Here is a 21,032-nt window from a genome sequence, read left to right as displayed (position 1 = left end):
CCCGGCCTTTTTTTCTTCGCCTCTCCCCGCTTGCGGGGAGAGAGAGAAGAAGCTTACTCCGCCGGCTCGGCCGCCAGCGTCGGGTAATCCGTGTAGCCCTTGGCGCCGCCGCCGTAGAACGTGTTCTTGTCCCAATCGTTCAGGGCCGCGCCCTTCTTCAGCCGCTCGACGAGGTCGGGGTTGGAGATGAACGGCTTGCCGAAGGCGATCAGATCGGCCGCGTTTGCATCCAGCACCTTGGTCGCGAGGTCGAAATCGTAGCCGTTGTTGGCGATGTAGGCGCCGGAGAAGCGCTTGCGCAGGCTCGCATAGTCGAACGGCGCGAAGTCGCGCGGGCCGCCGGTGGCGCCTTCGACGACGTGGAGATAGACGAGCTTCAAGGCGTTGAGGCCGTCGGTGATGTGATCGAACAGCGCCTGCGGATTGGAATCCGCGATGTCGTTGGCGGGCGTCACCGGCGAGATGCGGATGCCGGTGCGCTCGGCGCCGGCTTCGGCCACGACGGCCTTGGAGACTTCCAGCATCAGCTTTGCGCGGTTCTCGATTCCGCCGCCATAGGCATCAGTGCGCTTGTTGGCGCCGTCCTTGGCGAACTGGTCGAGCAGATAGCCGTTGGCACCGTGGATCTCGACGCCGTCGAAACCGGCTTCCAGCGCGTTCTTCGTCGCGCGCTTGAAGTCGTCGATGATCCCGGGAATTTCGGAGAGCTCGAGCGCACGCGGCTCGGAGACGTCGGCGAAGCCGCCGTTGACGAAGGTCTTGCCCTTGGCGCGGATCGCGCTTGGCGCCACTGGGGCTGCACCACCCGCCTGGAGGTCGACATGCGAGATGCGGCCGACATGCCAGAGTTGGATGAAGATCTTGCCGCCGCGCTCATGCACCTTGTCGGTGACCTTGCGCCAGCCGGCGACCTGTTCCTTCGAGTAGATGCCGGGTGTGTCCTGGTAGCCTTGGCCCTGCTGCGAGACCTGGCTCGCTTCGGTGATCAGCAGGCCGGCGGAAGCGCGCTGAGCATAATAGTCCGCGGCGAGCGGCGAGGGGACGAAGCTGCCGGGCGCGGCGCGGTTGCGCGTCAGCGGTGCCATCACGAGGCGATTGGCCAGCGTGATCGGGCCGAGCTTGTAGGTCTCAAACAATTTGGTCGGACGGCTCATGGGAAATGCTTCCAGGCGGTGAGAGATCCCGAACACTTGTGCATTGCGACATCGGGCGCAAGGGATGAGCCATACGGAAAGTGCAGCGGAGCTGCGCGGCAGGCCCCGCGCAGCATGATTCATGCGCATTTCTCGCCACGACAGCGCAATTTCGCTGTCGTGGCCGTGCGATTGCGCAAATCAGTTCGCGCCGAGGAAATCGCGCTTGCCGATCTCGACGCCGTTGTGGCGCATGATCCCGTGAGCGGTCGTGGCGTGGAAATAGAAGTTCGGCAGCGAGACGGCGCTGAAGAACTGTTGGCCCTTGAGCGTCATGGTCCGGTCCGGGCCCGCCGGGAAGGTCACGTCCTTGGTGTCGGCGCCCTCGAACTGCTCCGGCTTGTATGATTTGACGTAGTCGATCGTCCTGGCGAGCCGCTGCTTCAGCTCCTCAAACGTCTTTTCCGTGTCGGGCATCGAGGGCAACTCGCTATGGGTCAGCCTGGCGCAGCCCTTGGCGGCGAAATCGCTGGCGAGCTGGATCTGCTTCGACAGCGGCAGCATGTCCGGGAAGAGGCGGGAGCCGAGCATCACGCTCGGGTCGATCTTTTTGGCCGCGCAATGCGCCTCGGCTTTCGTGAGCAGGCCGGTCAGGCTGTTCAGCATTTGCAAGTAGGCGGGGACGACGGCGTCGTAGAAGGACATGTGATGCTCGCTTAAATGGTGGGAAATCTCAGGAGAAAACCTGAGCCACTCACATGGGAGCCTCATGGAATAATACAATCGCCAAAGTGGCTTGTGCGGCGCGAAAATTCTATTGGTGGAGGCGTTAGCGGACAGCGCTCGCTGGCTGCGCCTGCGCCGTCCCGCCACGCATGCGGGCCAGAAGCTCCGCGGTCGGCCAGGAATCCGCCGGCAGGCCGTATTTGATCTGCATCGCCTTCACGGCCGCGCGGCTCTGCTGGCCCAGCACGCCATCGACCTTGCCGACATTGAAGCCGGCCTGGACCAGAAGCTGCTGCAATTGCTTGAGCTCGTTGAACGGCAGTTGCGCGATCTGTCCGGCAGGCCTGCGCATCGGCGCTGCGCCCGCGATCCGGGAGGCGAGATAGCCCGCGGTGGTCGAATAGATCAGCGAGTTGTTCCATTCCGTGTAGGCCGCGAAATTGGCGTAGGCCATGAAGGCCGGCCCAAAACGTCCCATCGGCAGCAGCACGGATGCCGGGAGATTGTCGTTCGGCAGCGGGCGGCCATCGGGATAGGTGACGCCGAACTGCGCCCATTTCGAGCGCGGCAGCTGCACGCCGAGATCGGTCTGATCCCATGGCAGGTTCTGCGGCACCTTGATCTCTTCCAGCCACGGCTCGCCGCGCCGCCACTTCAAGCCGTTGGCGATGTAGTTCGCGGTCGAGCCGATCACGTCGTCCTCGCTGCGCAAGAGGTCGCGCCGCCCGTCGCCGTCATAGTCGACGGCGTAGTTGACGTAATGCGTCGGCAGGAATTGTGTCTGGCCGAGCTCGCCGGCCCAGGAGCCGATCATCTCATCAGGGCTGAGATCGCCGCGGTCGATCACCTTCAGCGCGGCGATGGTCTCGTTCACGAACATTTCCGAGCGGCGGCAGTCATAGGCGAGCGAGACCAGCGATTTTAGCGTCGGCAGATTGCCCATGTTGACGCCAAAGTCGCTCTCGAGTCCCCAGAACGCCGCGATGACCGCCGGCGGCACGCCGTATTCCTTCTCGGCCCGCGCAAACGCCGCGGCGTGCTGCTTGATGTGCTGCTGGCCGTTCTGCATGCGATAGGGCGCCGCCATGCGTCCCGCGAATTCGGTGAAGAGCTGGCCGAACACGCGCTGGCCGCGGTCGCGGTTGACGATGCCCTGGTCGTAGACGAGGTAGGGCGAGGCTTCCGCGATCGTGCGCTGCGAGACGCCTTCCGCAACCGCCTGCTGTTTCAGCTCCGCCAGGAAACGATCAAAGCTCGCGCCGTTGTGGCACGATGCGGCGCGCGGCGAAGGGGCGGCCACGGCTTTCGGCGCCGCCGGCCTTGCGGGCGGCGGCGCAAGCTGGGCGGCAGCGGAGGCGGTACAGGCGAGGAGCGCGACGGCCGCGATCGCGAATCGGGTCTGGAGCATAGGGGTTCCGGCGGGGAGGGCATGCGTGGATTCGGCCGAAGTTTAGGTGAAGTGACGGCCTCAGGCCATCCTTTCCATGCCGCGCTGACGCGTATGCGAGTTAGCCAAACAGCCGCATCAGCAGCGCCTTCCCCACCGGGAGCGCCCGGACGCCCCGATAGGCGCGCACATATTCGCCGGCATAGAACGCCCGGATCGCATGCACGCGCGTATCCATGCCTTCTTCGAAACGCACCGCGAATCCGTCCGTGGTGTGTCGGACCACGATCGCCGCGATCGATCGGCCGTAGATGCGGCATTCGATGGTGCTGCCGGGGAGCGGCGGATCGGGATCGATCAGCCGCGCGCCGGTAATCGAGATGTCGGCGAGCCGTGCCAGGTGCGACCTGCCGTCCTGGCGCAGCAGAACAGCCTCGTTGCGATCGAAGCGTTCCGCCTTGCGCTTGCGCGGCTGCTCGATGCAGACGAAGCAGACCACCGCGAGGATGACCGCGTTGTAGAGGCTCCAGCCGAGTGCCAGTCCCCCATAGGCGATGTTCTCGCCGCGCAGATGCAGGATGAAGGCATAGGCGATGGCCGCCAGCGTGATCGCGAGAGCGCTGCCATAGAGCCGCAGCAGCGGCCATTCGACAAATCGCCTGTCGCGGTCGCCGCCTTTCGCCGTGACCTTGAATTTGTGCCCCTTCGGCTTCAACAGGCCGGCCGCCACCGCCTTGAGCACGGCGGGCGCTGCGATGAGCTGCGAGACATCCGTCATCATGGCGAGCGACCGGCCGCGCGACAGCCAGGCCATGGTGAGCCCGTGCCAGACATAGAACGGCAGGAAGAAGCGCAAGAGCTCGCTGAGGTCGGCCTGCACGGCCTTGATGCCGAACAGCAGGAACAGCCAGGGTATCACGAGGCCAGCCACCTTCGACGTATAGACCGCGGCCCAGCTCATGAAGGCATCGACCAGCGAGAGCCGGTCGATGAAGGCGAGTTTTGAGGTTTGCGACAGCGGCCCGCTGCGGCCGCGGATGATCTGCATGAAGCCGAGGCACCAGCGGGCGCGCTGGGTGATGTATTCCTTCAGCCCCTCCGGCGCGAGGCCGATGGTCAGGCGCTCGTTGAGATAGATCGTGGTGAGGCCGATTTCCTTCAGGCGCAGCGTGACGAGATAATCTTCCGTGACCGAGTCGGTCGGAAAGCCGCCGATCTGCACCAGCCCGGCATAGCGGATGAGGGACGACGTGCCGCAGCAGAAAGCGACACCCCAGGCGTCCTTCGCCGGCATCAGGATGTCGAAGAAGAAGCGCTGCTCGTCGGGCCAGACGTCGGTCGCGGCGAGGTTGGTCTGGATCGGATCGGGATTGATGAAGTGCTGTGGCGTCTGCACCACGCCGACCGAGGCATCGTCCATCAGCGAGATTGTGCGCGCGAGAAAATCGGGCCGCGGCACGAAGTCCGCATCGAGAATGGCGACGAAATCCGGCCGCTCCGGCAACGCGCCGACATGCCTGAGTGCATGGTTGATGTTGCCGGCCTTGGCGTGACGGTTGTCGGGTCGCGTGAGATACTGACAGTTGAGCTCGCCCGACAGACGTCGCAGCCACGGCCGGCGGCCGTCGTCGAGCACCCAGACGCGGTAGTTGCCGTACTCCATGCCGGTCGCGCCGATGATGGTGCGCTCGAGGATCGATCGCTCCTCATTGTAGGTGCAGATGAAGACGTCGATCAGCGGCGCCTGCGGATCGGTGGCGCGGCCGTCGATCCTGGCCGCCTTGGAACGGTCGATCGTCCGGCTCAGGAACAGGAGCGAGAGGGTGACGGCGACCAGCGAGGCCGCCTCCAGCAGCATGAAGGGATAGCCGATCACGGCATCCGCCGTCAGGTGCGGCGGCGGCAGCGTCGCCGTGATACGCCAGTGGAGATAGCGGAGCAGCAAGGCCAGCGACACGATTGCAAGGAACGCGCGCGCTTTCGTGCTATCGAGCTGGAGCAGCGGACCGATCGCCATGAAGGCGCCGAGCGTCAGCAGGCCGGGCGTCAATGCCGCGATCACGAGGCGCTCTCACGCCGGGCGAACACGACGCGGCCGGTGCGCCCCACCGCGCAGTCGTGCGAGGCGGCGTCGCGCGGCGCCACGGTCACGCGATAGGGCTCCTTGCTCAGCGCATCCGGATTGATGGCAAGGTTGGCGGGGGCGCCGGCGGCGCCGGTCAGATTGACCACGGTGCCCGAGATCGGCGCGCCGTCATCGTTCGGCTCGAAGGTGGCGCGATCGCCGAGTTGCAGGCGGTTGTAGACGCTCTCGGTGACATTGGCGGTGATGACGGCGCCGCTGCAATCGAGCACCTTGAGCAGGGGCTGTCCGGCCTGCACGTCTTCACCGGGCGAGGTCATCATCTCCCAGACGCGGCCAGCGACGGGTGTCGTGATGTTGGCCGCGGAGAGATCGGCGAAGCGGACCTCCTCGACGATGATCTCGTTGGCGAGCCAAGCGATCTCGGTGTCGGTGCGCGCAAGGTCGGCCTCCAGGTCGCTGGCACGTTGGCGCATCTCCTCCTCGCGCTGCACGGAGCTTGGCCGGTCGTTATAGCTGTCGCCGAGGAACGAGCCGTTCTGGGCGGCGGCAAGCTCGACCTTTGCGGCGTCCAGCCGCTTGCGCGCACCGAGCTCGGTCTGCTGCGACACCGACAGCTCGCGCGTCAGCCGCGCCAGCTCGACAGTCGAGACATTGCCGGATTTCGCCAGCGATGACGCGCGGTCGACCGCGGCGCTGGCCTCATCCCGCCGCGCGGCCGCCGCCTCGATCGAGGTCTGGATCTCGGCGATGCGGGCTTCGAGCTGGAGCACGCGCCCATCGCGGAATTGCGAGGCCTGCCGCGCCAGATCCTTTTGCGCCGATTGGGCCGAGGCAAGCTTGGCAGCGAGGCTCGGCCGCTCGTTCTCCAGGCGTGATTTCTGCCGGCGCAAATCGTCGAGCCGGGTGCGATCGCCGCGCGAATTGACGACGCGCAGGAGCACGGTTCCGGCGTCCAGCCTCGCCTGGTCGGTGACGTGCTGGGCCGCCGACACGCGTCCTCCGATCGGCGTGCGCAGGGTGACGAGGCGGGAATTCAGCACCGCCTCGACGCTCGAATATTCCCAGATCGCGCGCAGCGGCAGCCAGCCGAACACGGCAATGATGCCCAGTCCGATGGCGATCTTGGCGCCGCGCCGCAGATGCGGCCAGCGGTGCGTCGATTCCGGCGAGGTCTGCGCATCGGGCGCATGGCCGGAGTCGTCATTGGCGAACAGCTGCTCATGCAGCGCCTCCTGCAAGCCTTTCGCGTCTGTCTTCGTGTCTTGAGATGAGGGAGCGGATCCGGGGTCGACGGATGCGGCGCGCGAGCGGTCTACCATGGCAGTCACCTTGCGGACGGAAGGCCAACGGAACCGGTCAATGCGCAAGGGCCGCGCAGCGTGCCCGGCTACCGCGCATTAAGCCGAAACTGCACTTTCCAGGTTGCTAAGCGCCCATGCGCGCTTTTGCGCAAATTCCAATCGAGATTTAATGACCAGCGAAAGGCTGGCGGTAAACGGTGCTTCTGCGGCCCGGCGACGCACGAGGCTTGCAGCCGCCCGCTGCCTTCATACTTTCAGGTGCGCCGGCCAGAGGTTCGCCCGCGGTCGCCCAGGAGACGGTCATGAATTATCTGCGTACCGCAATGCTTCTCGCAGGCCTCACCGCCCTGTTCATGGGCGTGGGCTATCTGATCGGCGGAGCAAGCGGCGCCATGATCGCGCTCGTCATTGCGGCCGCGACCAACCTCTTCACCTACTGGAACTCCGATCGCGCGGTGCTCTCGATGTACGGCGCCCATGAGGTCGACCGTCAAAGCGCGCCGGAGCTGGTCGGGCTCGTTGCCGAGCTTGCGGGCCGCGCGGATCTGCCGATGCCGCGCGTGTTCCTGATGGACGGGCCGCAGCCGAACGCGTTCGCGACGGGCCGCAATCCCGAGAACGCCGCCGTCGCCGTCACCACCGGTTTGATGCGTCAGCTCAGCCGCGAGGAGCTCGCCGGCGTGATCGCGCACGAACTCGCGCACATCAAGAATCACGACACGCTGCTCATGACCGTTACCGCGACCATCGCGGGCGCCATCTCCATGCTGGCGCAGTTCGGCATGTTCTTCGGCGGCAACCGCGACAATAACGGTCCCGGCATCGTCGGCTCGATCCTGATGATGATCCTGGCGCCGCTCGGCGCGATGCTGGTGCAGATGGCGATCAGCCGCACCCGCGAATACGCCGCCGACAATCTCGGCGCGCGTATTGCCGGTCAGCCGATGTGGCTCGCCTCGGCGCTGCTGAAGATCGAGAGCGCTGCGCATCAGGTGCCGAACGCCGAGGCCGAGCGAAATCCCGCGACCGCGCATATGTTCATCATCAATCCGCTGTCGGGCCACGGTGTCGACAATCTCTTCGCCACCCATCCCTCGACGCAGAACCGCATCGCGGCGCTCCACCAGCTCGCGGCCGAGCTCGGCACGCAGGCTGCGCCGTCGGTCGGCGCCAACGAGAATTATCCGCCGCAGGGCCCGTGGGGCCGCTCATCCTCGCGCGGTCCTTCCGGTCCTGCACGTGGTCCTTGGGGCTGATAAGGAGCCTATTCGATTTTGCCCGGCTTTGTGACCTGGCGCACAGAGGGGCAGCTCGGCCGGTGCTAATAGCCGACCGAGAGTATTCCTTCGAAAGGGGATGCGTGGCCGGCTCTCGCCGGTCGCCGTCGAAGATGACCAGAGCTGCCGTGCCACTGTTGATCGTCCTGGGCGTGGCCATTGGCCTGTCCACGCATACGGTCGTGAATTGCGGCGACGAGGACGAGCCCGATATCTGCTCGGCCGTGATCGGCTTCTCGCCGTTTCGCGGCTCCCTGATTGCCTTCGCCTATGAGGGGCGCGGACGGATCGCGCTGCGCCACGGTGATAACCGCCGGGCGATCGCTGATTTCAACGAAGCCATCCACCTTAATCCCAACCGCGCCTCGCTCTATCGCGATCGCGCGCAGGCGTACCGGCGGAACAGCGAGCTGGAGCTTGCGATTGCCGATTACGACGAAGCGATCGCGCTCGATCCTAAGCCTGCCATGCCCTATCACGAGCGTGGTCTTGCGCTCGCGGCCAAGGGCGATTTCGACCGCGCGATCCTGAGCTACAGCACGGCGGTCCGCCTCGATCCCACGAATGCGCAGGCCCGCCTCGATCGCGGCCTCGCTTTCCTCGCCCGCGGCCAAGCCGACGATGCCCGCGCCGATTTCGAAGCGGCGCTGGCATTGCCTCCCGGCAAGGATGCGCGGACTCGTGATGCCGCGCGCGCAAAACTCGCCGAGCTCTCCCACGCCGAGCCGACCCAGGTCTCAACACCGCGGCGGTGAGAGGTGTTCTCCCTCGCCCCGTTCTTGCGGGGAGAGGGTCGGGGTGAGGGGCTCCATCCGCGCGTGAGATCGTAGTGGGACCTGTACCCCCTCACCCGGATTGCATCTGCGATGCAATCCGACCTCTCCCCGCAAGCGGGGCGAGGTGAAGGGCGCAAGCGCTGCTACTTCGCCTTCTTGGCTTTGGCCTTCTTGGCCTTCTTCGCCGGCTTGTCCTTCACCGGCTTCTCCTTCACCGGCTTCTCAGCCTTCACCTCGATCGGTGTGCTGGCGGCGAGCCGCATGGCGCGGGCGTAGCTGTCGGCGACGTTGTCGGCGGACATCTGCAGGCGCCTTGCGGCGGCGGTGGCCTGCTCCATGGTGGCCTTGGCCATCATCTTGAAGCGGGTGCCGGTTTCCTTGCCCTTGGCCTTGGCCGCAAGGCCGTTGAAGCGATCCCGCCGCTCCTTGGCGCGGGACATCAGGCCCGTCTGCAGCTGTCTGGCCAGTTGCCGGATCACGACATCCAGGTCGGCGTCCGCCATGTCTTCTATCCTCTTCGAAACAGTCCCAATCGATGCGGCGGGACTATGCAGATCAGCCCCTGCCTTGGCAATTCCCGCCGGGCCGTCATCCGCAGCTTCCGCTTGCCAAAACAGAAAAAGCCGCGCATTTCGCGCGGCTTTTGGCGTTGGCTTGGCGCAGCAGCGCTGCGTGTGCCTTATTTCAGCGAGGCGACGGGTCCGCTCGACGCGGCTGCCGGATCGGGGTCGAAGCCGAACACGCCGACGAGATATTTGTAATAGTCCGGCATCTTTTCCTTGAGCGCTTCGCGGGTCTTGGGATCGTGGAATTCGCTCTTGCCGGACAGGAAGATGCTGGCGGTCACGGCAAAGAACTCCATGTGGTTCTTCAGGGCGTAGGCTTCCTTGGGCAGGAAGTCCTTGGACTTGGCATAAGCGTAGTAGCCGATCACGCCCTTGTTGGCGTAGCCGTCCGGCAGCAGCCGCGCGTGATAGGCGTGCAGCATCTCGTGGAGCAGCACGGCCTCTTTCTCGTAGCGCATCATGTCCGGCCGGACCATGATCACGCCAAGCCCGGAATCGACCGCGAGGTCGACGGCGTTCGGGTTGGTCCAGCGCTGCTTGTCGTGGTCCCACACCGTCAGCGTGCGGGGCGTGCTGCGCTGGATGTCCGGCGTGACCCGGCCGTAGCACGCGGTAGCGGCGCCCTCGTCGAGGCAGGCAAGCTCGCTCGCGATGATCGGCACGGTATGGAAGAAGCGCAGCACGCGCGGGGAGAATCCGGCGCCTTCGACGACGTCGATCTGCTGTTTCAGATTGTCGGTGAGCTTGTCGACGTCCTTGCGGTCGGAATTTTCCGACACGTCGAACATGTAGCCGCGGTAGCTCTGGAAGCCCGGCGGCAGCTTTGCCGCATCGGCGGACGCAGCGTCGAGCGGGCCGGCGTTGGACGGATTGGCGAACAGCGCCCCGACAATGGTCGCGGTCAGCAGCAACGCAATGCGCATGATGAACCCCCTGATGTCACTTCACGCGGCAGGATAGGCTGCCCTTGTTTGCGAAAAGTGAGTGAGGCGAGACTAAGGCGCCGATGTTGAAGCGTGCTTAATCCCTGGTTGCAGATCGCGGAGGCGGATTAGGGCAGGGTTAACCAAGCCGTAGATCGGCCGGCCGCTTCGGCGTAACATGCCACCGGGCACAAAGCCCTACATCAGGAGCCGGAAGGGAGGATGCCATGTATGCCGCCATCCGTCAGGCCAAGGCGAAGAGCGGGAGCGCTGAAGAACTGGCGCGCCGCATCAAGGACGGCGCCGTTCCGATCATCAGCGATGTCGACGGCTTCAGGGCCTATTACGTTGTCTATGCCGGCGACGATACGGTGACCGCGATCTCCATCTTCGACAAGTTCGAGCAGGCCGAGGAGGCGAACAAGCGCGCCATCGCCTGGATCGAGAAGGATCTGGGGCCGCTGCTCGCAGGCCACGCAAGCGCGGCGGCGGGGCCGGTGATCGTGCATACGCTGGCGTAGGGGGTGAGCAGGTCAGTCACGCCTCATTCTCCGCTGTCATCGCCCGCGAAGGCGGGCGATCCAATACTCCGTGACAGCGGTGATGGAGCCGACGGGCTGCGGCGTACTGCATTCCCCGCCTTCGCGGGGAATGACAGTTGTGTGCGGAGCGGGGCCTTCCGCCGATGCGCAGACGCGCGCCCGCTCACAACTCCCTCGCGTTCGAGAACGCGAACGAGCTCACCCGCCGCGTCGTCTCGTCCAGGATCAGCGTGCGCGTGATCGGCGGCTCGGCGCGCTGGGCGCAGTTTTCGCGTTCGCAGAGCCGGCAGTTGACGCCGATCGGCGTGCCTTCCGTCTTATCGAGGTCCATGCCGGCGGCGTAGGTCAGGCGCGCGGCGTGGCGGATCTCGCAGCCGAGGCCGATGGCGAAGCGCGGCTGCGGCAGCGGATGCGGCGCGACCGGGCGGCGCACCATCTGCGCGATCGAGAAGTAGCGCGTGCCGTCGGAGAGCTCGATCACCTGCTTGAGCAGGCGATCCGGCGTGTCGAAAGTCGAGTGCACGTTCCACAGCGGGCAGGTGCCGCCGAATTTCGAGAACGGGAAGGTGCCGGACGAAAACCGCTTCGAGACGTTGCCGGCATTGTCGACGCGCAAGAGGAAGAACGGAATGCCGCGGGCGTTCGGCCGTTGCAGCGTGGTGAGGCGGTGGCAGACCTGCTCGAAGCCGGAATTGAAGCGCTGCGCCAGCACGTGAATGTCGTAATTGAGCGCCTCGGCGGCGGCGAGGAAGGCCGGATAGGGCATCATCACCGCAGCGGCAAAGTAGTTGCCGAGCGTGATGCGGAACAGCCGGCGCGGCGCATCGTCAAGCGGCCCGGCGCGGCCGATGATGGTCTCCAGGGCTTGCGCGCATTCGCCAAGCCCGAGCTGGAAGGCGAGCTGAAAGGCGCGGCCCGGCGGGTCGACCAACTCGGAGATCAGCAGCTGGCGGCGGTGGCGGTCGAAGCGCCTGAGCGTCTCGCGCATCACGTCCACCGGCATGATGCGGGTCTGGACCGAATGCTTCTCGCGCAGACGCGCAGCGAGGGCGGCATAGAGGCCTTCGGCCGGCACGTTCAGCTCGTCACGCAGGGCTTCTGCGGCCTGTTCGAGCTCCGGAAAATAATTGCGATTGGCCTCGATCAGCTCGCGCACGCGCTCGACCGGATTGGTCTCGTAGCGCGTGCCGACATCGCGGTCGGCCATCTGCGCGGCCGCCAGCGTCTCGCCCTGACGGGCCTCGGTGTAGGCGGCATAGAGCCGTTGCAGCGCATGGGTGACGCCGGGACAGAGCTCGGCGAGGTCGCGCAGCTCCTGCTTGGGAACGTCGATCTGCCGGAACAGCGGATCGGAGAAGATCTCGTTCAGCTCGGCGAAGAAACGGTCCTCGTCGGCGGTTGCGAGATCGCGCAGATCGAGGTCGTAGGTCTCGGCCAGCCGCAGCAGGATCTGCGCGGTCACCGGCCGCTGGTTCCGCTCGATCAGATTGACATAGCTCGGCGAGATCCCGAGCCCCTCGGCGATCTGGGTCTGCGACAGTCCCAATTGCTGCCGGATCCGCCGGAAGCGCGGGCCGACGAACAGCTTTTTCCCGGACTCAGCGGCCATTTTCAGATCTCCATATGCATCAAGGACAGTTTGGTTGACCTATATTTTTACATTTTTTACAAAATAACATCTGTTACATGTTCTGATGTTACATGACATCACCAATAAGAAACAAGCCATCTATACGAAGTTTCTGTTTTCGCGTTTAGCTCTGACACGCATTCCGCAATGCAGTGTCAAGAATGTCGATGGCTCGCCATCGCCATCGTCAGCGAAAAGGATCAGGCAGATGAACTACCAGCCCCGCGGCATCAGCACCCTCCAGGGCCCGGCCTCGTATCAGAGCGAGATCGACGCGGCCCAGGCGCTCCTCAAGTCACAGCCGACCTGGAACGGAGTGTCGGCCGAGGCCGTCGCGCGCATGCGCCTGCAGAACCGTTTCAAGACCGGCCTCGACGTCGCCCGCTACACCGCGGCGCTGATGCGGGCCGACATGGCCGCCTATGACAAGGACCCGACCAAGTACACCCAGTCGCTGGGTTGCTGGCACGGCTTCATCGCCCAGCAGAAGCTGATCTCGGTCAAGAAGCATTTCGGCGGCAAGACCGATCGCACCTATCTCTACCTCTCGGGCTGGATGATCGCGGCGCTGCGCTCCCAGTTCGGACCGCTGCCCGACCAGTCGATGCACGAGAAGACCTCGGTGCCGGCGCTGATCGAGGAGCTCTACACCTTCCTCCGCCAGGCGGACTCCCGCGAGCTGAACGACATCTTCCGTCTCCTCGACAAGGCGCGCAAGGAAGGCGACGCGGCCCGCGAGAAGGAGTTGATCGCGAAGATCGACAACTTCCAGACCCACGTCGTGCCCGTCATCGCCGACATCGACGCCGGCTTCGGCAACGCCGAGGCGACCTATCTGCTCGCCAAGAAGATGATCGAGGCGGGCGCCTGCGCGCTGCAGATCGAGAACCAGGTCTCCGACGAGAAGCAGTGCGGTCACCAGGACGGCAAGGTCACCGTGCCGCACGAGGTGTTCATCGCGAAGATCCGCGCCTGCCGCCACGCCTTCCTCGAGCTCGGCGTTGAAGACGGCGTCATCGTCACCCGCACCGATTCGCTCGGCGCCGGCCTGACGCAGCAGATCGCCGTCAGCCACAAGCCGGGCGACATCGGCGACCAGTACAACAGCTTCCTCGATTGCGAGGAAGTCACCGCAGAGAACGCCCGCAACGGCGACGTCATCCTCAACCGCAACGGCAAGATGATGCGCCCGAAGCGGCTGCCCTCGAACCTCTACCAGTTCCGTCCGGGCACGGGCGAAGACCGCTGTGTGCTCGACAGCATCACCTCGCTGCAGAACGGCGCTGACCTCCTGTGGATCGAGACCGAGAAGCCGCATATCGAGCAGATCGCCAAGATGGTCGACCGCATTCGCGAGGTCATCCCGAACGCCAAGCTCGCCTACAACAACTCGCCCTCGTTCAACTGGACCATCAACTTCCGTTGGCAGGTCTACGACGCGATGAAGGAAGCCGGCAAGGACGTCTCGAAGTACAACCGCGCCGATCTGATGAAGCCGGAATATGACGATACGCCGCTGGCGCTTGAAGCCGACGAGCGCATCCGCACCTTCCAGGCGGATTCGGCCAAGCGTGCCGGCATCTTCCACCACCTGATCACGCTGCCGACCTACCACACGGCTGCGCTGTCCACCGACAACCTCGCCAAGGAGTATTTCGGCGAGCAGGGCATGCTCGGCTACGTCAAGAACGTGCAGCGCCAGGAGATCCGTCAGGGCATCGCCTGCGCCAAGCACCAGAACATGGCCGGATCCGACATCGGCGACGACCACAAGGAATACTTCGCGGGTGAAGCGGCCCTCAAGGCGGGCGGCGCGCACAACACGATGAACCAGTTCGGCTAACGAATCACGCACCTCGACAGGAGACTGACAATGACCAAAGGCAGCAATTTCTGGGTGATCGGCGGCGAGTTCGGCTCGATGAACTTCCACAAGCTCGTCGAAGGCTCGGCCCAGGTGCAGGGTCCGTTCAAGACCCGCAAGGAAGCCGAAGATGCCTGGCGCTCGGTTTCGGAAGAGAACCGCCACAAGGCCGGCGTCCGCTTCTCGATCGTGGAAGAGCCGTCGCGGGTCTCGGCCTGACGGCCAGCTGACAAACTTAAGAAGACGTCCAAGGACGGAGGGTCCCATCCGGCGCAAGCCGGGTGGGATCGTCTGTTTTTGGCACACATCAATGGCCTGTGGGCACCGTAAGTGTCTGGAATTATGGGGCCTTTGCGGGCGCCGTGGTTGCTGATAGGTTAATGGGGGAGAGTTGAGGACGAGGCCGACAATGTCAGAGCCCGAGACCAGCGGGACCCACCCCAGCCAGCCGCGCCCGATGCGGCTGCGCGATGCGCTGTTGCGCGCGCGGATCGAGGCCGCCGACCGGACCGGTGTGGTGGTCGATCTCAGGGATGCCGAGGTGGCACGGCTGGAGATCCTCAACGACGCTCTCGATCCATTGTTTGCCCAGGTGCCTGATCGGATCGATCTGTTCGACCGCGGCATCAGCCAGGGCGATACGCCGAGACTCTGGATCGATGTCGTCGCGCACATCCTGATGGGGCGCGACAAGCGGCAATACCGCTTCGTCCAGGACACCCGCTTCGGCCGCATCGTGCTCGCCGAATCGCACGACACTTCGGTGATCGTCGAGGCCGTGACCGACTACGTCGCCCGTCGCATGATCGAGCGCGAGCGCGCGATGGTGGTGCTGCCCGAGCCGAAGGAGGAGGTCGCGGAACAGCCGCCGCGCCGTTCGCGCGTCTGGCCGTTCGTGTTCGGCTTCGTTCTCGGTGCCGCCGCGCTGTTCGGCGTCGCCGTGCTCGCGGCGCTGCGGAGCTGGTGAATTTCCTTCTGCCGTCATTCCGGGGCATGCGAAGCATGAACCCGGAATCTCGAGATTCTCAGGTGCGCAATTGCGCACCGGAGTTCGATGCGGATGCATTGGCCCGCAATGACGGTGAATCAAACCAGCCGCGTGCGCTTGATCTCCCGGATCTGCAAGCCATGATCGAGACTGCGCACGATCTGCTCGCAGCGCCAGCCGGCATTGTCCTTCTCGATCGCGAACAGATTGTAGGCCGCTGCCGGATAGCGCCCGTGCGCGAGCGCGGAGGCCGACGGCACGCCGATCGCGGGAATGTTGCCGTTCGGGCCTTCGAACCACATCGTCGAGTGAATGTGGTCGTGCCCGTGCAGGATCAGCTCGACGCCGCGGCGCTTGAGCAGCGCCAGCAGGCTTGCCGAATCCGTCAGCCGCTTCTGGCGCGCGCCGGATTTCAGGGGATGATGCACCAGCAGCACGCGGAAGACGTCCTCAGTCGCGAGCTGGTCGAGCATCTGTTCGAGCGCGGCGATCTGATGGCGTCCGAGCGTGCCCGTCGCCATCAGGGGGGGCGTCGGCACCGCGCTGGACAGGCTGATCAGCGCGGCCGGCCCGCGGCGGCGCACGCTGGGAAAGCCGACGCTGCCATCGTCGCCCGCAAGATAGGGCGCAAACGTCTCGCCGAAGCGGTGGAAGGTCGCACGGACATAGGCGTCGTGATTGCCGGGAATCGTGGTGACGCGGTCGGGCGGGCCGACCTCGTCGAGCCAGGCACGCGCCGGCGCGAACTCCGCCTCCATCGCCAAATTGACGAGATCGCCTGTGACCGCGATGTGGTCGGGCGCCTGCGCCTGGACGTCGGCGACCAGCACATCGAGTACCTCGCGGCGCTGGTATTTGTGGCGGTTGCGCGTCCAGTTGACGTAGCCGAGCGCGCGCTTGCCGGCGAGCTCGATCAGCCGCGGCTTCGGCAGCGGCGGCAAATGCGGGTCGGACAGATGGGCGAGCGTGAAGGGTGCCATGTTGGGCGATTGCCTCGCTATTCCCCCGCTGTAATGGCAAGGTCGCGGGCAGCGCGCAAGGGACGCTTGCAAGGGCCTGAAGGGGCGCGCATCACGAGAGGCTAATGACGAAGCGCCTGGACGAGATCCGACGGAGATTCGAGCCGCTGCTGCGGCGATTCTTCCATACCTATTTCCTGCTGGTCCGCGGCATGACGCTCGGTGTCCGTGCCGTGGTGCTCGACGCCGACAACAGGGTATTCCTGGTCAAGCACAGCTACGTCTCGGGCTGGTACCTGCCCGGCGGCGGCGTCGACTTCGGCGAGACCATGGAACAGGCGATGCGCCGCGAGCTCAAGGAGGAGGGTGATATCGACCTGACCTCGGAGGCCGTGCTGCACGGCATCTTCCTCAACAGCCACGTCTCCCGCCGCGACCATGTCGCGGTGTACGTGGTCAGGCATTTCCGGCAGGACGGCCTGCCTGCGCCCAACCGCGAGATCATCGAATGCGGGTTCTTCGATCCCGCCGCGCTGCCGGAGGGGGCGACGCCCGGCACGCGGCTGCGGATCGCGGAAGTGCTTCACGGCAAGCCCCTGATTGCGACGTGGCGGTGAGGGCGGGCTATGCTAAAGGGGGATTTGGTTCAGCCGATGCGAGCCAAGGAATTCGGGGCACCTCTCCCGTAGGTGGACTGAGCCCTCGGTTCAAGCAACGCGCCCAAAAGGCTTTCGGATACTGGATGAAGATTGCCAAATTCGCCTTCGGCCTGATCTGCCTCGCGATCCTTGCCAGCAACATTTTGACAATGTCGCGCTGGAGCGAGGCGCGCGGGGTCTATGACGACATCTGCTATCTCCGGCAGGCGCATCTGTTCCAGCGTTTCGGCGCGGGTGGGCTTGATACCAACGCTGTCCGGGACGACGATCGCTACTTCGAAGGCAAGTTGAAGGAGATCGGCTTCGCCGAGCGGAAGGATCCGATCCGCTGGCCGTGTCACAATCCGATGCCGGGCGGCAAGGTCGTGCTGCAATATCCGCCGGGCACCGGCTCTCTGCTCGCCTTGTTTCCGGAAGGCCATCAGGTGGTGCCGCTCTACATTGCCGCGAGCCTGATCGTCTGCGGCCTCGCGCTATCGGGCATCGCCATGGCGCGGACAGTATCGTCGGTCGTTGGTGCAGGCGTGTTCGGCGCGCTCGCGGTCTATCTCATGATCAACCCGGCGAAAGCGAGCTATTCGGTCGCGCCGACCATGGCGCTGTGCGCCGTTGCCGGTTTCCTCACGGCGTTGTGGCTGACCAGGGATAAGCGCGGCGTCCTGCTGATTGCGCTGATCGGCCTTCTGCTCGGTGCGTCCGTCAATCTGAGATTGCCGAACGCCTTGCTCGCGGCCGGCTATTTCCTGTTCCTCGGTATTCCCTTCCTGTGGACGCGCTCGCTCGCGACCTTTGTGCAGGGCCTTGCCTTCGGTGCCGGTGTGCTCGTGGGGATAGCGCCGACGCTCGCCGCCCAGGCCGTCAACGCCGGCAGCGCGCTGGCGACGACCTATGGCAGTGCCGATTTGATTGCGCCGGCATTCGATCTTGCGATTCTCGGCCAGTATTTGCGCGACATGCAGATCGTGCTGATCGTGCTTGCGATTGGCGCGACGCTCTCGTTGTTGTGGTCCGGCGTGAGGCATGTGCGGCAGGCTGCCTTCGTCGTCGCCGGCAACCTCGTCGTCAATCTCGGTTTCTTTCTGAGCCATCCGATCTTCACACCGTACTACGTCGTGCCGATCGCGATGCTGTCGTTGTGGACGCTGTCGTTTGCCCGGCTGTTGCGGCCGGCCGAGGCGTGTGAGATTGCATCGGTCCGGCACGAGCCGGCAACTCTAGGAGCGCTGCCGCGATGATATCTGCGCAACCCCGCATCGCTGTGCTGGTGCCCTGTTACAACGAGGAGGCCGCGGTCGCGGCCGTCGTCGCCGACTTCCGCAAGGCGCTGCCTGCGGCGGAGATCTATGTCTATGACAACAACTCGCGCGACCGCACCGCTGCGGTCGCGCATGAGGCCGGTGCGATCGTGCGCAGCGAGCGGCGGCAGGGCAAGGGCCACGTCGTGCGCCGCATGTTCGCCGACATCGAGGCCGACATCTACGTGCTGGTCGACGGCGACGCCACCTACGATGCGCCGAGCGCTCCGGGCATGATCGACAAGCTGCTCGACGAACATCTCGACATGGTGGTCGGGCTCCGCATCGACCAGTCGCAGGCCGCCTACCGTCTCGGCCATCGCACCGGTAACCGCATGTTGACCGGCTTCCTGTCCTCGACCTTCGGCCATGCCTTCAAGGACATCCTGTCCGGCTACCGCGTGTTCTCGCGGCGCTTCGTCAAATCGTTCCCCGTGCTGTCCGATGGCTTCGAGATCGAGACCGAGCTCGCGGTCTATGCGCTCGAGCTGTCGCTGCCGGTTGCCGAGGTCGAGACGCCCTATTACGCGCGGCCGGAAGGCTCGTTCTCGAAGCTCAACACCTGGCGCGACGGCTTTCGCATTCTCGGCACCATGCTGAAGCTGTACCGATCGGAGCGGCCGCTGCGCTTCTTCACCGTCATCGGCATCCTGCTGGCGCTGGCCGCGATCATCCTTGCCATCCCGATCGTCGTCACATTCATCGAAACCGGCCTCGTGCCGCGGCTGCCGACCGCCGTGCTGTCGATGGGATTGACCATCGTGGCGATGCTGTCGGTCTCATCGGGCCTCGTGCTCGATACCGTGACGCGGGGGCGGCGGGAGATGAAGATGCTGGCCTATCTGTCCCAGCCGGCGCCAAAAAGGGGCTGAGGTCCGGCGTAACGCCCATGGACCTCGATAGACGCAGATGCTACTCCGATTCCTCTACTGACGCGCTTTCCGAACGCGAACCGGGATCCGCGTCGCCCGAAAACGCCTTGGTCATATGAACGATCTCTCAATCACCATCCGTCCCGAAGCGCCAGGCGACGCCCAGGCGATCGAGCGGCTGCACGAGCGCACCTTCGGCCCCGGCCGTTTCGTGCTCAGCGCCTACCGTATCCGCGAGCATGTCGACCATGTGCTCGATGTCTCCTTCACGGCCCGCATCGGCACGCTGCTGGTCGGCTCCGTCAGGCAATTGCCGGTCATGATTGGTGAGACGCCGGCACTGCTGCTCGGGCCGCTCACGGTCGAGCCGCCGTTCCGCAGCCGCGGCATCGGCCGCATGCTGATGGAGCGCGCCCTGAAGGACGCCAAGGAGAAGGGCCATCGCCTCGTGCTGCTGGTCGGCGACGAGCCCTATTACAGCCGCGTCGGGTTCAAGCTTGTCCCCAAGGGACGCGTCACCATGCCGGGCCCGGTCGATGCCGCGCGTGTCCTGGTATTCGAACTCGTCGACGGCGCGTTCGAAGGCGTCTCGGGCGCGGTGGCTCCCGACTGGAGCAAGGCGCGGGGCTAGCGCACCAGGCACCGGTCGAGGGTCACATGTTCCGCGTCACAGCCGACACATTGCAGGCCTATCTCGACTTCGATCCCGAGCGAAAGCGCGATCTGACCGAATTGCACAAGCTGGTCGTCTCGGCCGCGCCAGCCCTCAAGCGCTATTTCCATCGCGGAACGCCCGCGGGGGAGGCGGGAATGCGCATGAAGATGATCGGCTACGGCAAGTTTCGCTACGCCATCAAATCGGGAAAGAGCGCGGAGTGGCCGGTGATCGGTGTCGCGCTCCAGAAGAACTACATCAGCGTGTATGTGGCAGTGACCAGGCGAGGCGCGCCGGTCGTCTCCCATTATGCCGGACAGCTCGGTGAACTCAGGATGGGAGGCAACAACTTCAGCTTCGAGCGGTTCGACGATCTCGAGCAGGGTGCGGTGTCGACGCTGTTTGCGGAGGTTGCCCACATCTTCAAAGCTGATCCCGAGAATCCCGTTCGCTACATGCAGGGATCCTGATCTGCCGGCGCTGCACCCAAGCGCGACCCCTCGTATGCACGGCACGCGGTCCCGACCCGATGTCGTCGGGAATATTCCGAGCGATCGGAGCATCATCATCGGTGGAATTTCGTCCACTGCATGAGATGCCCCGATGCCCCTCAGCCGTCGTCAACTCCTCGCGATCGCGTCGTTGACGGTCGCATCCTCGATTGCCAGCGATTCCCTGGGAGCAGGCACCTCGATCAAGGCGATCGCGTTCGATGGCTTTCCGATTTTCGATCCGCGTCCGATCTTCGCCCTGGCGGAACAATTGTTTCCTGGACGCGGCGCTGAACTGTCAGAGGTCTGGCGGAGGAAGCAGTTCGAGTACACATGGCTCCGCACCATGACAGGCCATTATCGCGACTTTCTCGACGTCATCGATGAGGCCCTGGTGTTCGCCTGCAAGTCGCTCGAGATTGAGCTGACCGGTATCAAGAGAAGTGCGCTCGTCGAGAGCTATCTCAAGATGACGATCTGGCCCGACGTCCTGCCCGCTTTGTCGATGTTGAAGGAAAGCGGCTTCCGGCTGGCATTCCTGAGCAATTTCTCGCCGGCCATGTTCGACGGCAACATTCGCGGGACGGAGCTCGACGGCACTTTCGAATTTCGGCTGAGCACGGATGCGGTTCGTGCCTACAAGCCTGATCCGCGCGCTTACCAGATGGGCATCGATGCCTTCGGGTTGAAGCGCGAGGAGATTCTGTTTGCCGCCTTCGCCGGCTGGGACGCCTCCGGCGCAAAGCTGTTCGGCTATCCCACATTCTGGGTCAACAGGCAGAAGCAGCCGCGCGAACAACTGGACGCCACCCCGGACGGCGAGGGGCGGGGCATGGCCGATCTGGTGCATTTTCTTTCGGGCTAGCGTGCGGCCGCGAAATCGTCGTGCCGAACTGGAAGAC

21 protein-coding genes are annotated in these 21,032 nt (G+C 64.8%); 12 read left to right on the top strand and 9 right to left on the bottom strand.

All coding sequences use genetic code 11. The features are described from left to right. Positions 1–53: 53 nt before the first annotated feature. The 5 genes from ACWAT4_RS32285 to ACWAT4_RS32265 all read right to left on the bottom strand — a co-directional run bounded on the left by ACWAT4_RS32285 (position 54) and on the right by ACWAT4_RS32265 (position 6,570). Positions 54–1,154 carry an alkene reductase gene (locus tag ACWAT4_RS32285; protein WP_212428047.1) on the bottom strand — a complete coding sequence of 367 codons (1,101 nt, stop codon included), beginning with the start codon at positions 1,152–1,154 and terminating at the stop codon, positions 54–56. Positions 1,155–1,334: 180 nt separating this feature from the next. Continuing rightward, complete coding sequence (locus ACWAT4_RS32280) at positions 1,335–1,838, bottom strand: DUF1993 domain-containing protein (RefSeq protein ID WP_212447339.1); 504 nt, start codon at positions 1,836–1,838, stop codon at positions 1,335–1,337. Between the two features lie 124 nt (positions 1,839–1,962). Next, the gene (locus ACWAT4_RS32275; protein ID WP_449728998.1) at positions 1,963–3,267 is read right to left on the bottom strand and encodes a lytic murein transglycosylase; all 1,305 of its coding nucleotides are present in this window, start codon (positions 3,265–3,267) and stop codon (positions 1,963–1,965) included. Positions 3,268–3,367: 100 nt separating this feature from the next. Beyond that, a complete protein-coding gene (locus tag ACWAT4_RS32270; RefSeq protein ID WP_449728997.1) occupies positions 3,368–5,308 on the bottom strand; it encodes a glycosyltransferase in 1,941 nt (646 codons plus the stop codon). Continuing rightward, the gene (locus ACWAT4_RS32265) at positions 5,305–6,570 is read right to left on the bottom strand and encodes an HlyD family secretion protein (RefSeq protein WP_449728996.1); all 1,266 of its coding nucleotides are present in this window, start codon (positions 6,568–6,570) and stop codon (positions 5,305–5,307) included. The genes ACWAT4_RS32270 and ACWAT4_RS32265 overlap by 4 nt, the downstream gene beginning before the upstream one ends. Before the next feature lie 365 nt (positions 6,571–6,935). On the opposite strand from ACWAT4_RS32265, the gene htpX reads away from it, so the two are divergent. Further along, the gene (gene htpX / locus ACWAT4_RS32260; protein WP_449728995.1) at positions 6,936–7,889 is read left to right on the top strand and encodes a zinc metalloprotease HtpX; all 954 of its coding nucleotides are present in this window, start codon (positions 6,936–6,938) and stop codon (positions 7,887–7,889) included. Positions 7,890–8,023: 134 nt separating this feature from the next. Continuing rightward, positions 8,024–8,665: a tetratricopeptide repeat protein gene (locus ACWAT4_RS32255; RefSeq protein ID WP_212297507.1), complete on the top strand. Its 642-nt coding sequence runs from the start codon at positions 8,024–8,026 to the stop codon at positions 8,663–8,665. Between the two features lie 164 nt (positions 8,666–8,829). Here the strand turns inward: ACWAT4_RS32255 and ACWAT4_RS32250 are convergent, their stop codons facing one another. Continuing rightward, entirely contained in the window at positions 8,830–9,189 is a 360-nt protein-coding gene (locus ACWAT4_RS32250; RefSeq protein ID WP_212297508.1) for a hypothetical protein, read from the bottom strand. Positions 9,190–9,365: 176 nt separating this feature from the next. Then, entirely contained in the window at positions 9,366–10,175 is an 810-nt protein-coding gene (locus ACWAT4_RS32245) for a hypothetical protein (protein ID WP_212297509.1), read from the bottom strand. 227 nt (positions 10,176–10,402) lie between these two features. Here ACWAT4_RS32245 and ACWAT4_RS32240 point away from each other — a divergent pair, with 227 nt between their 5' ends. After that, positions 10,403–10,696: an antibiotic biosynthesis monooxygenase gene (locus ACWAT4_RS32240; RefSeq protein WP_027575542.1), complete on the top strand. Its 294-nt coding sequence runs from the start codon at positions 10,403–10,405 to the stop codon at positions 10,694–10,696. Between the two features lie 184 nt (positions 10,697–10,880). Here the strand turns inward: ACWAT4_RS32240 and ACWAT4_RS32235 are convergent, their stop codons facing one another. Further along, positions 10,881–12,326: a helix-turn-helix domain-containing protein gene (locus ACWAT4_RS32235; protein WP_449728994.1), complete on the bottom strand. Its 1,446-nt coding sequence runs from the start codon at positions 12,324–12,326 to the stop codon at positions 10,881–10,883. 229 nt (positions 12,327–12,555) lie between these two features. Between ACWAT4_RS32235 and ACWAT4_RS32230 the strand changes: the two genes are divergently transcribed. The 3 genes from ACWAT4_RS32230 (at position 12,556) to ACWAT4_RS32220 (ending at position 15,178) form a co-directional block, all read left to right on the top strand. After that, positions 12,556–14,190 carry an isocitrate lyase gene (locus tag ACWAT4_RS32230; protein ID WP_449728993.1) on the top strand — a complete coding sequence of 545 codons (1,635 nt, stop codon included), beginning with the start codon at positions 12,556–12,558 and terminating at the stop codon, positions 14,188–14,190. A 30-nt stretch (positions 14,191–14,220) separates the two neighbouring features. Further along, positions 14,221–14,430 (top strand): DUF4170 domain-containing protein, encoded by a 210-nt coding sequence (locus ACWAT4_RS32225; protein WP_008137787.1) that lies wholly within the window; start codon positions 14,221–14,223, stop codon positions 14,428–14,430. 190 nt (positions 14,431–14,620) lie between these two features. Continuing rightward, complete coding sequence (locus ACWAT4_RS32220; RefSeq protein WP_212297512.1) at positions 14,621–15,178, top strand: hypothetical protein; 558 nt, start codon at positions 14,621–14,623, stop codon at positions 15,176–15,178. A gap of 119 nt (positions 15,179–15,297) precedes the next feature. On the opposite strand, the gene ACWAT4_RS32215 is transcribed toward ACWAT4_RS32220, so the two are convergent. Then, positions 15,298–16,179: a metallophosphoesterase family protein gene (locus tag ACWAT4_RS32215; protein ID WP_212297513.1), complete on the bottom strand. Its 882-nt coding sequence runs from the start codon at positions 16,177–16,179 to the stop codon at positions 15,298–15,300. A gap of 104 nt (positions 16,180–16,283) precedes the next feature. Between ACWAT4_RS32215 and ACWAT4_RS32210 the strand changes: the two genes are divergently transcribed. The 6 genes from ACWAT4_RS32210 (at position 16,284) to ACWAT4_RS32185 (ending at position 20,995) form a co-directional block, all read left to right on the top strand. Beyond that, entirely contained in the window at positions 16,284–16,775 is a 492-nt protein-coding gene (locus ACWAT4_RS32210; protein WP_212297514.1) for an NUDIX domain-containing protein, read from the top strand. Positions 16,776–16,900: 125 nt separating this feature from the next. After that, positions 16,901–18,052 (top strand): hypothetical protein, encoded by a 1,152-nt coding sequence (locus ACWAT4_RS32205; RefSeq protein WP_449728992.1) that lies wholly within the window; start codon positions 16,901–16,903, stop codon positions 18,050–18,052. Beyond that, positions 18,049–18,984 carry a glycosyltransferase family 2 protein gene (locus tag ACWAT4_RS32200; protein WP_449728991.1) on the top strand — a complete coding sequence of 312 codons (936 nt, stop codon included), beginning with the start codon at positions 18,049–18,051 and terminating at the stop codon, positions 18,982–18,984. Before ACWAT4_RS32205 ends, ACWAT4_RS32200 begins: the two co-directional genes overlap by 4 nt. A 115-nt stretch (positions 18,985–19,099) precedes the next feature. After that, positions 19,100–19,615: a GNAT family N-acetyltransferase gene (locus tag ACWAT4_RS32195; RefSeq protein WP_212297517.1), complete on the top strand. Its 516-nt coding sequence runs from the start codon at positions 19,100–19,102 to the stop codon at positions 19,613–19,615. A gap of 26 nt (positions 19,616–19,641) precedes the next feature. Next, positions 19,642–20,109, top strand: coding sequence for a hypothetical protein (locus tag ACWAT4_RS32190; RefSeq protein ID WP_212428034.1), 468 nt, complete (start codon positions 19,642–19,644; stop codon positions 20,107–20,109). A gap of 133 nt (positions 20,110–20,242) precedes the next feature. Beyond that, a complete protein-coding gene (locus ACWAT4_RS32185) occupies positions 20,243–20,995 on the top strand; it encodes a haloacid dehalogenase type II (protein WP_212297519.1) in 753 nt (250 codons plus the stop codon). The last annotated feature ends 37 nt before the right edge of the window (positions 20,996–21,032 follow it).

Source organism: Bradyrhizobium sp. T-1 (assembly GCF_053592855.1).
Note: the sequence above shows the minus strand (reverse complement) of the source record. Positions and strands in the feature narration are given on the sequence as shown.

Excerpts from the sequence above, each read along its gene's own strand:
- ACWAT4_RS32285 (WP_212428047.1), bottom strand. The coding sequence starts at position 1,154 with ATGAGCCGTCCGACCAAATTGTTTGAGACCTACAAGCTCGGCCCGATC.
- ACWAT4_RS32280 (WP_212447339.1), bottom strand. The coding sequence starts at position 1,838 with ATGTCCTTCTACGACGCCGTCGTCCCCGCCTACTTGCAAATGCTGAAC.
- ACWAT4_RS32275 (WP_449728998.1), bottom strand. The coding sequence starts at position 3,267 with ATGCTCCAGACCCGATTCGCGATCGCGGCCGTCGCGCTCCTCGCCTGT.
- htpX (WP_449728995.1), top strand. The coding sequence starts at position 6,936 with ATGAATTATCTGCGTACCGCAATGCTTCTCGCAGGCCTCACCGCCCTG.
- ACWAT4_RS32255 (WP_212297507.1), top strand. The coding sequence starts at position 8,024 with ATGACCAGAGCTGCCGTGCCACTGTTGATCGTCCTGGGCGTGGCCATT.
- ACWAT4_RS32250 (WP_212297508.1), bottom strand. The coding sequence starts at position 9,189 with ATGGCGGACGCCGACCTGGATGTCGTGATCCGGCAACTGGCCAGACAG.
- ACWAT4_RS32245 (WP_212297509.1), bottom strand. The coding sequence starts at position 10,175 with ATGCGCATTGCGTTGCTGCTGACCGCGACCATTGTCGGGGCGCTGTTC.
- ACWAT4_RS32240 (WP_027575542.1), top strand. The coding sequence starts at position 10,403 with ATGTATGCCGCCATCCGTCAGGCCAAGGCGAAGAGCGGGAGCGCTGAA.
- ACWAT4_RS32235 (WP_449728994.1), bottom strand. The coding sequence starts at position 12,326 with ATGGCCGCTGAGTCCGGGAAAAAGCTGTTCGTCGGCCCGCGCTTCCGG.
- ACWAT4_RS32230 (WP_449728993.1), top strand. The coding sequence starts at position 12,556 with ATGAACTACCAGCCCCGCGGCATCAGCACCCTCCAGGGCCCGGCCTCG.
- ACWAT4_RS32225 (WP_008137787.1), top strand. The coding sequence starts at position 14,221 with ATGACCAAAGGCAGCAATTTCTGGGTGATCGGCGGCGAGTTCGGCTCG.
- ACWAT4_RS32220 (WP_212297512.1), top strand. The coding sequence starts at position 14,621 with ATGTCAGAGCCCGAGACCAGCGGGACCCACCCCAGCCAGCCGCGCCCG.
- ACWAT4_RS32215 (WP_212297513.1), bottom strand. The coding sequence starts at position 16,179 with ATGGCACCCTTCACGCTCGCCCATCTGTCCGACCCGCATTTGCCGCCG.
- ACWAT4_RS32210 (WP_212297514.1), top strand. The coding sequence starts at position 16,284 with ATGACGAAGCGCCTGGACGAGATCCGACGGAGATTCGAGCCGCTGCTG.
- ACWAT4_RS32205 (WP_449728992.1), top strand. The coding sequence starts at position 16,901 with ATGAAGATTGCCAAATTCGCCTTCGGCCTGATCTGCCTCGCGATCCTT.
- ACWAT4_RS32200 (WP_449728991.1), top strand. The coding sequence starts at position 18,049 with ATGATATCTGCGCAACCCCGCATCGCTGTGCTGGTGCCCTGTTACAAC.
- ACWAT4_RS32195 (WP_212297517.1), top strand. The coding sequence starts at position 19,100 with ATGAACGATCTCTCAATCACCATCCGTCCCGAAGCGCCAGGCGACGCC.
- ACWAT4_RS32190 (WP_212428034.1), top strand. The coding sequence starts at position 19,642 with ATGTTCCGCGTCACAGCCGACACATTGCAGGCCTATCTCGACTTCGAT.
- ACWAT4_RS32185 (WP_212297519.1), top strand. The coding sequence starts at position 20,243 with ATGCCCCTCAGCCGTCGTCAACTCCTCGCGATCGCGTCGTTGACGGTC.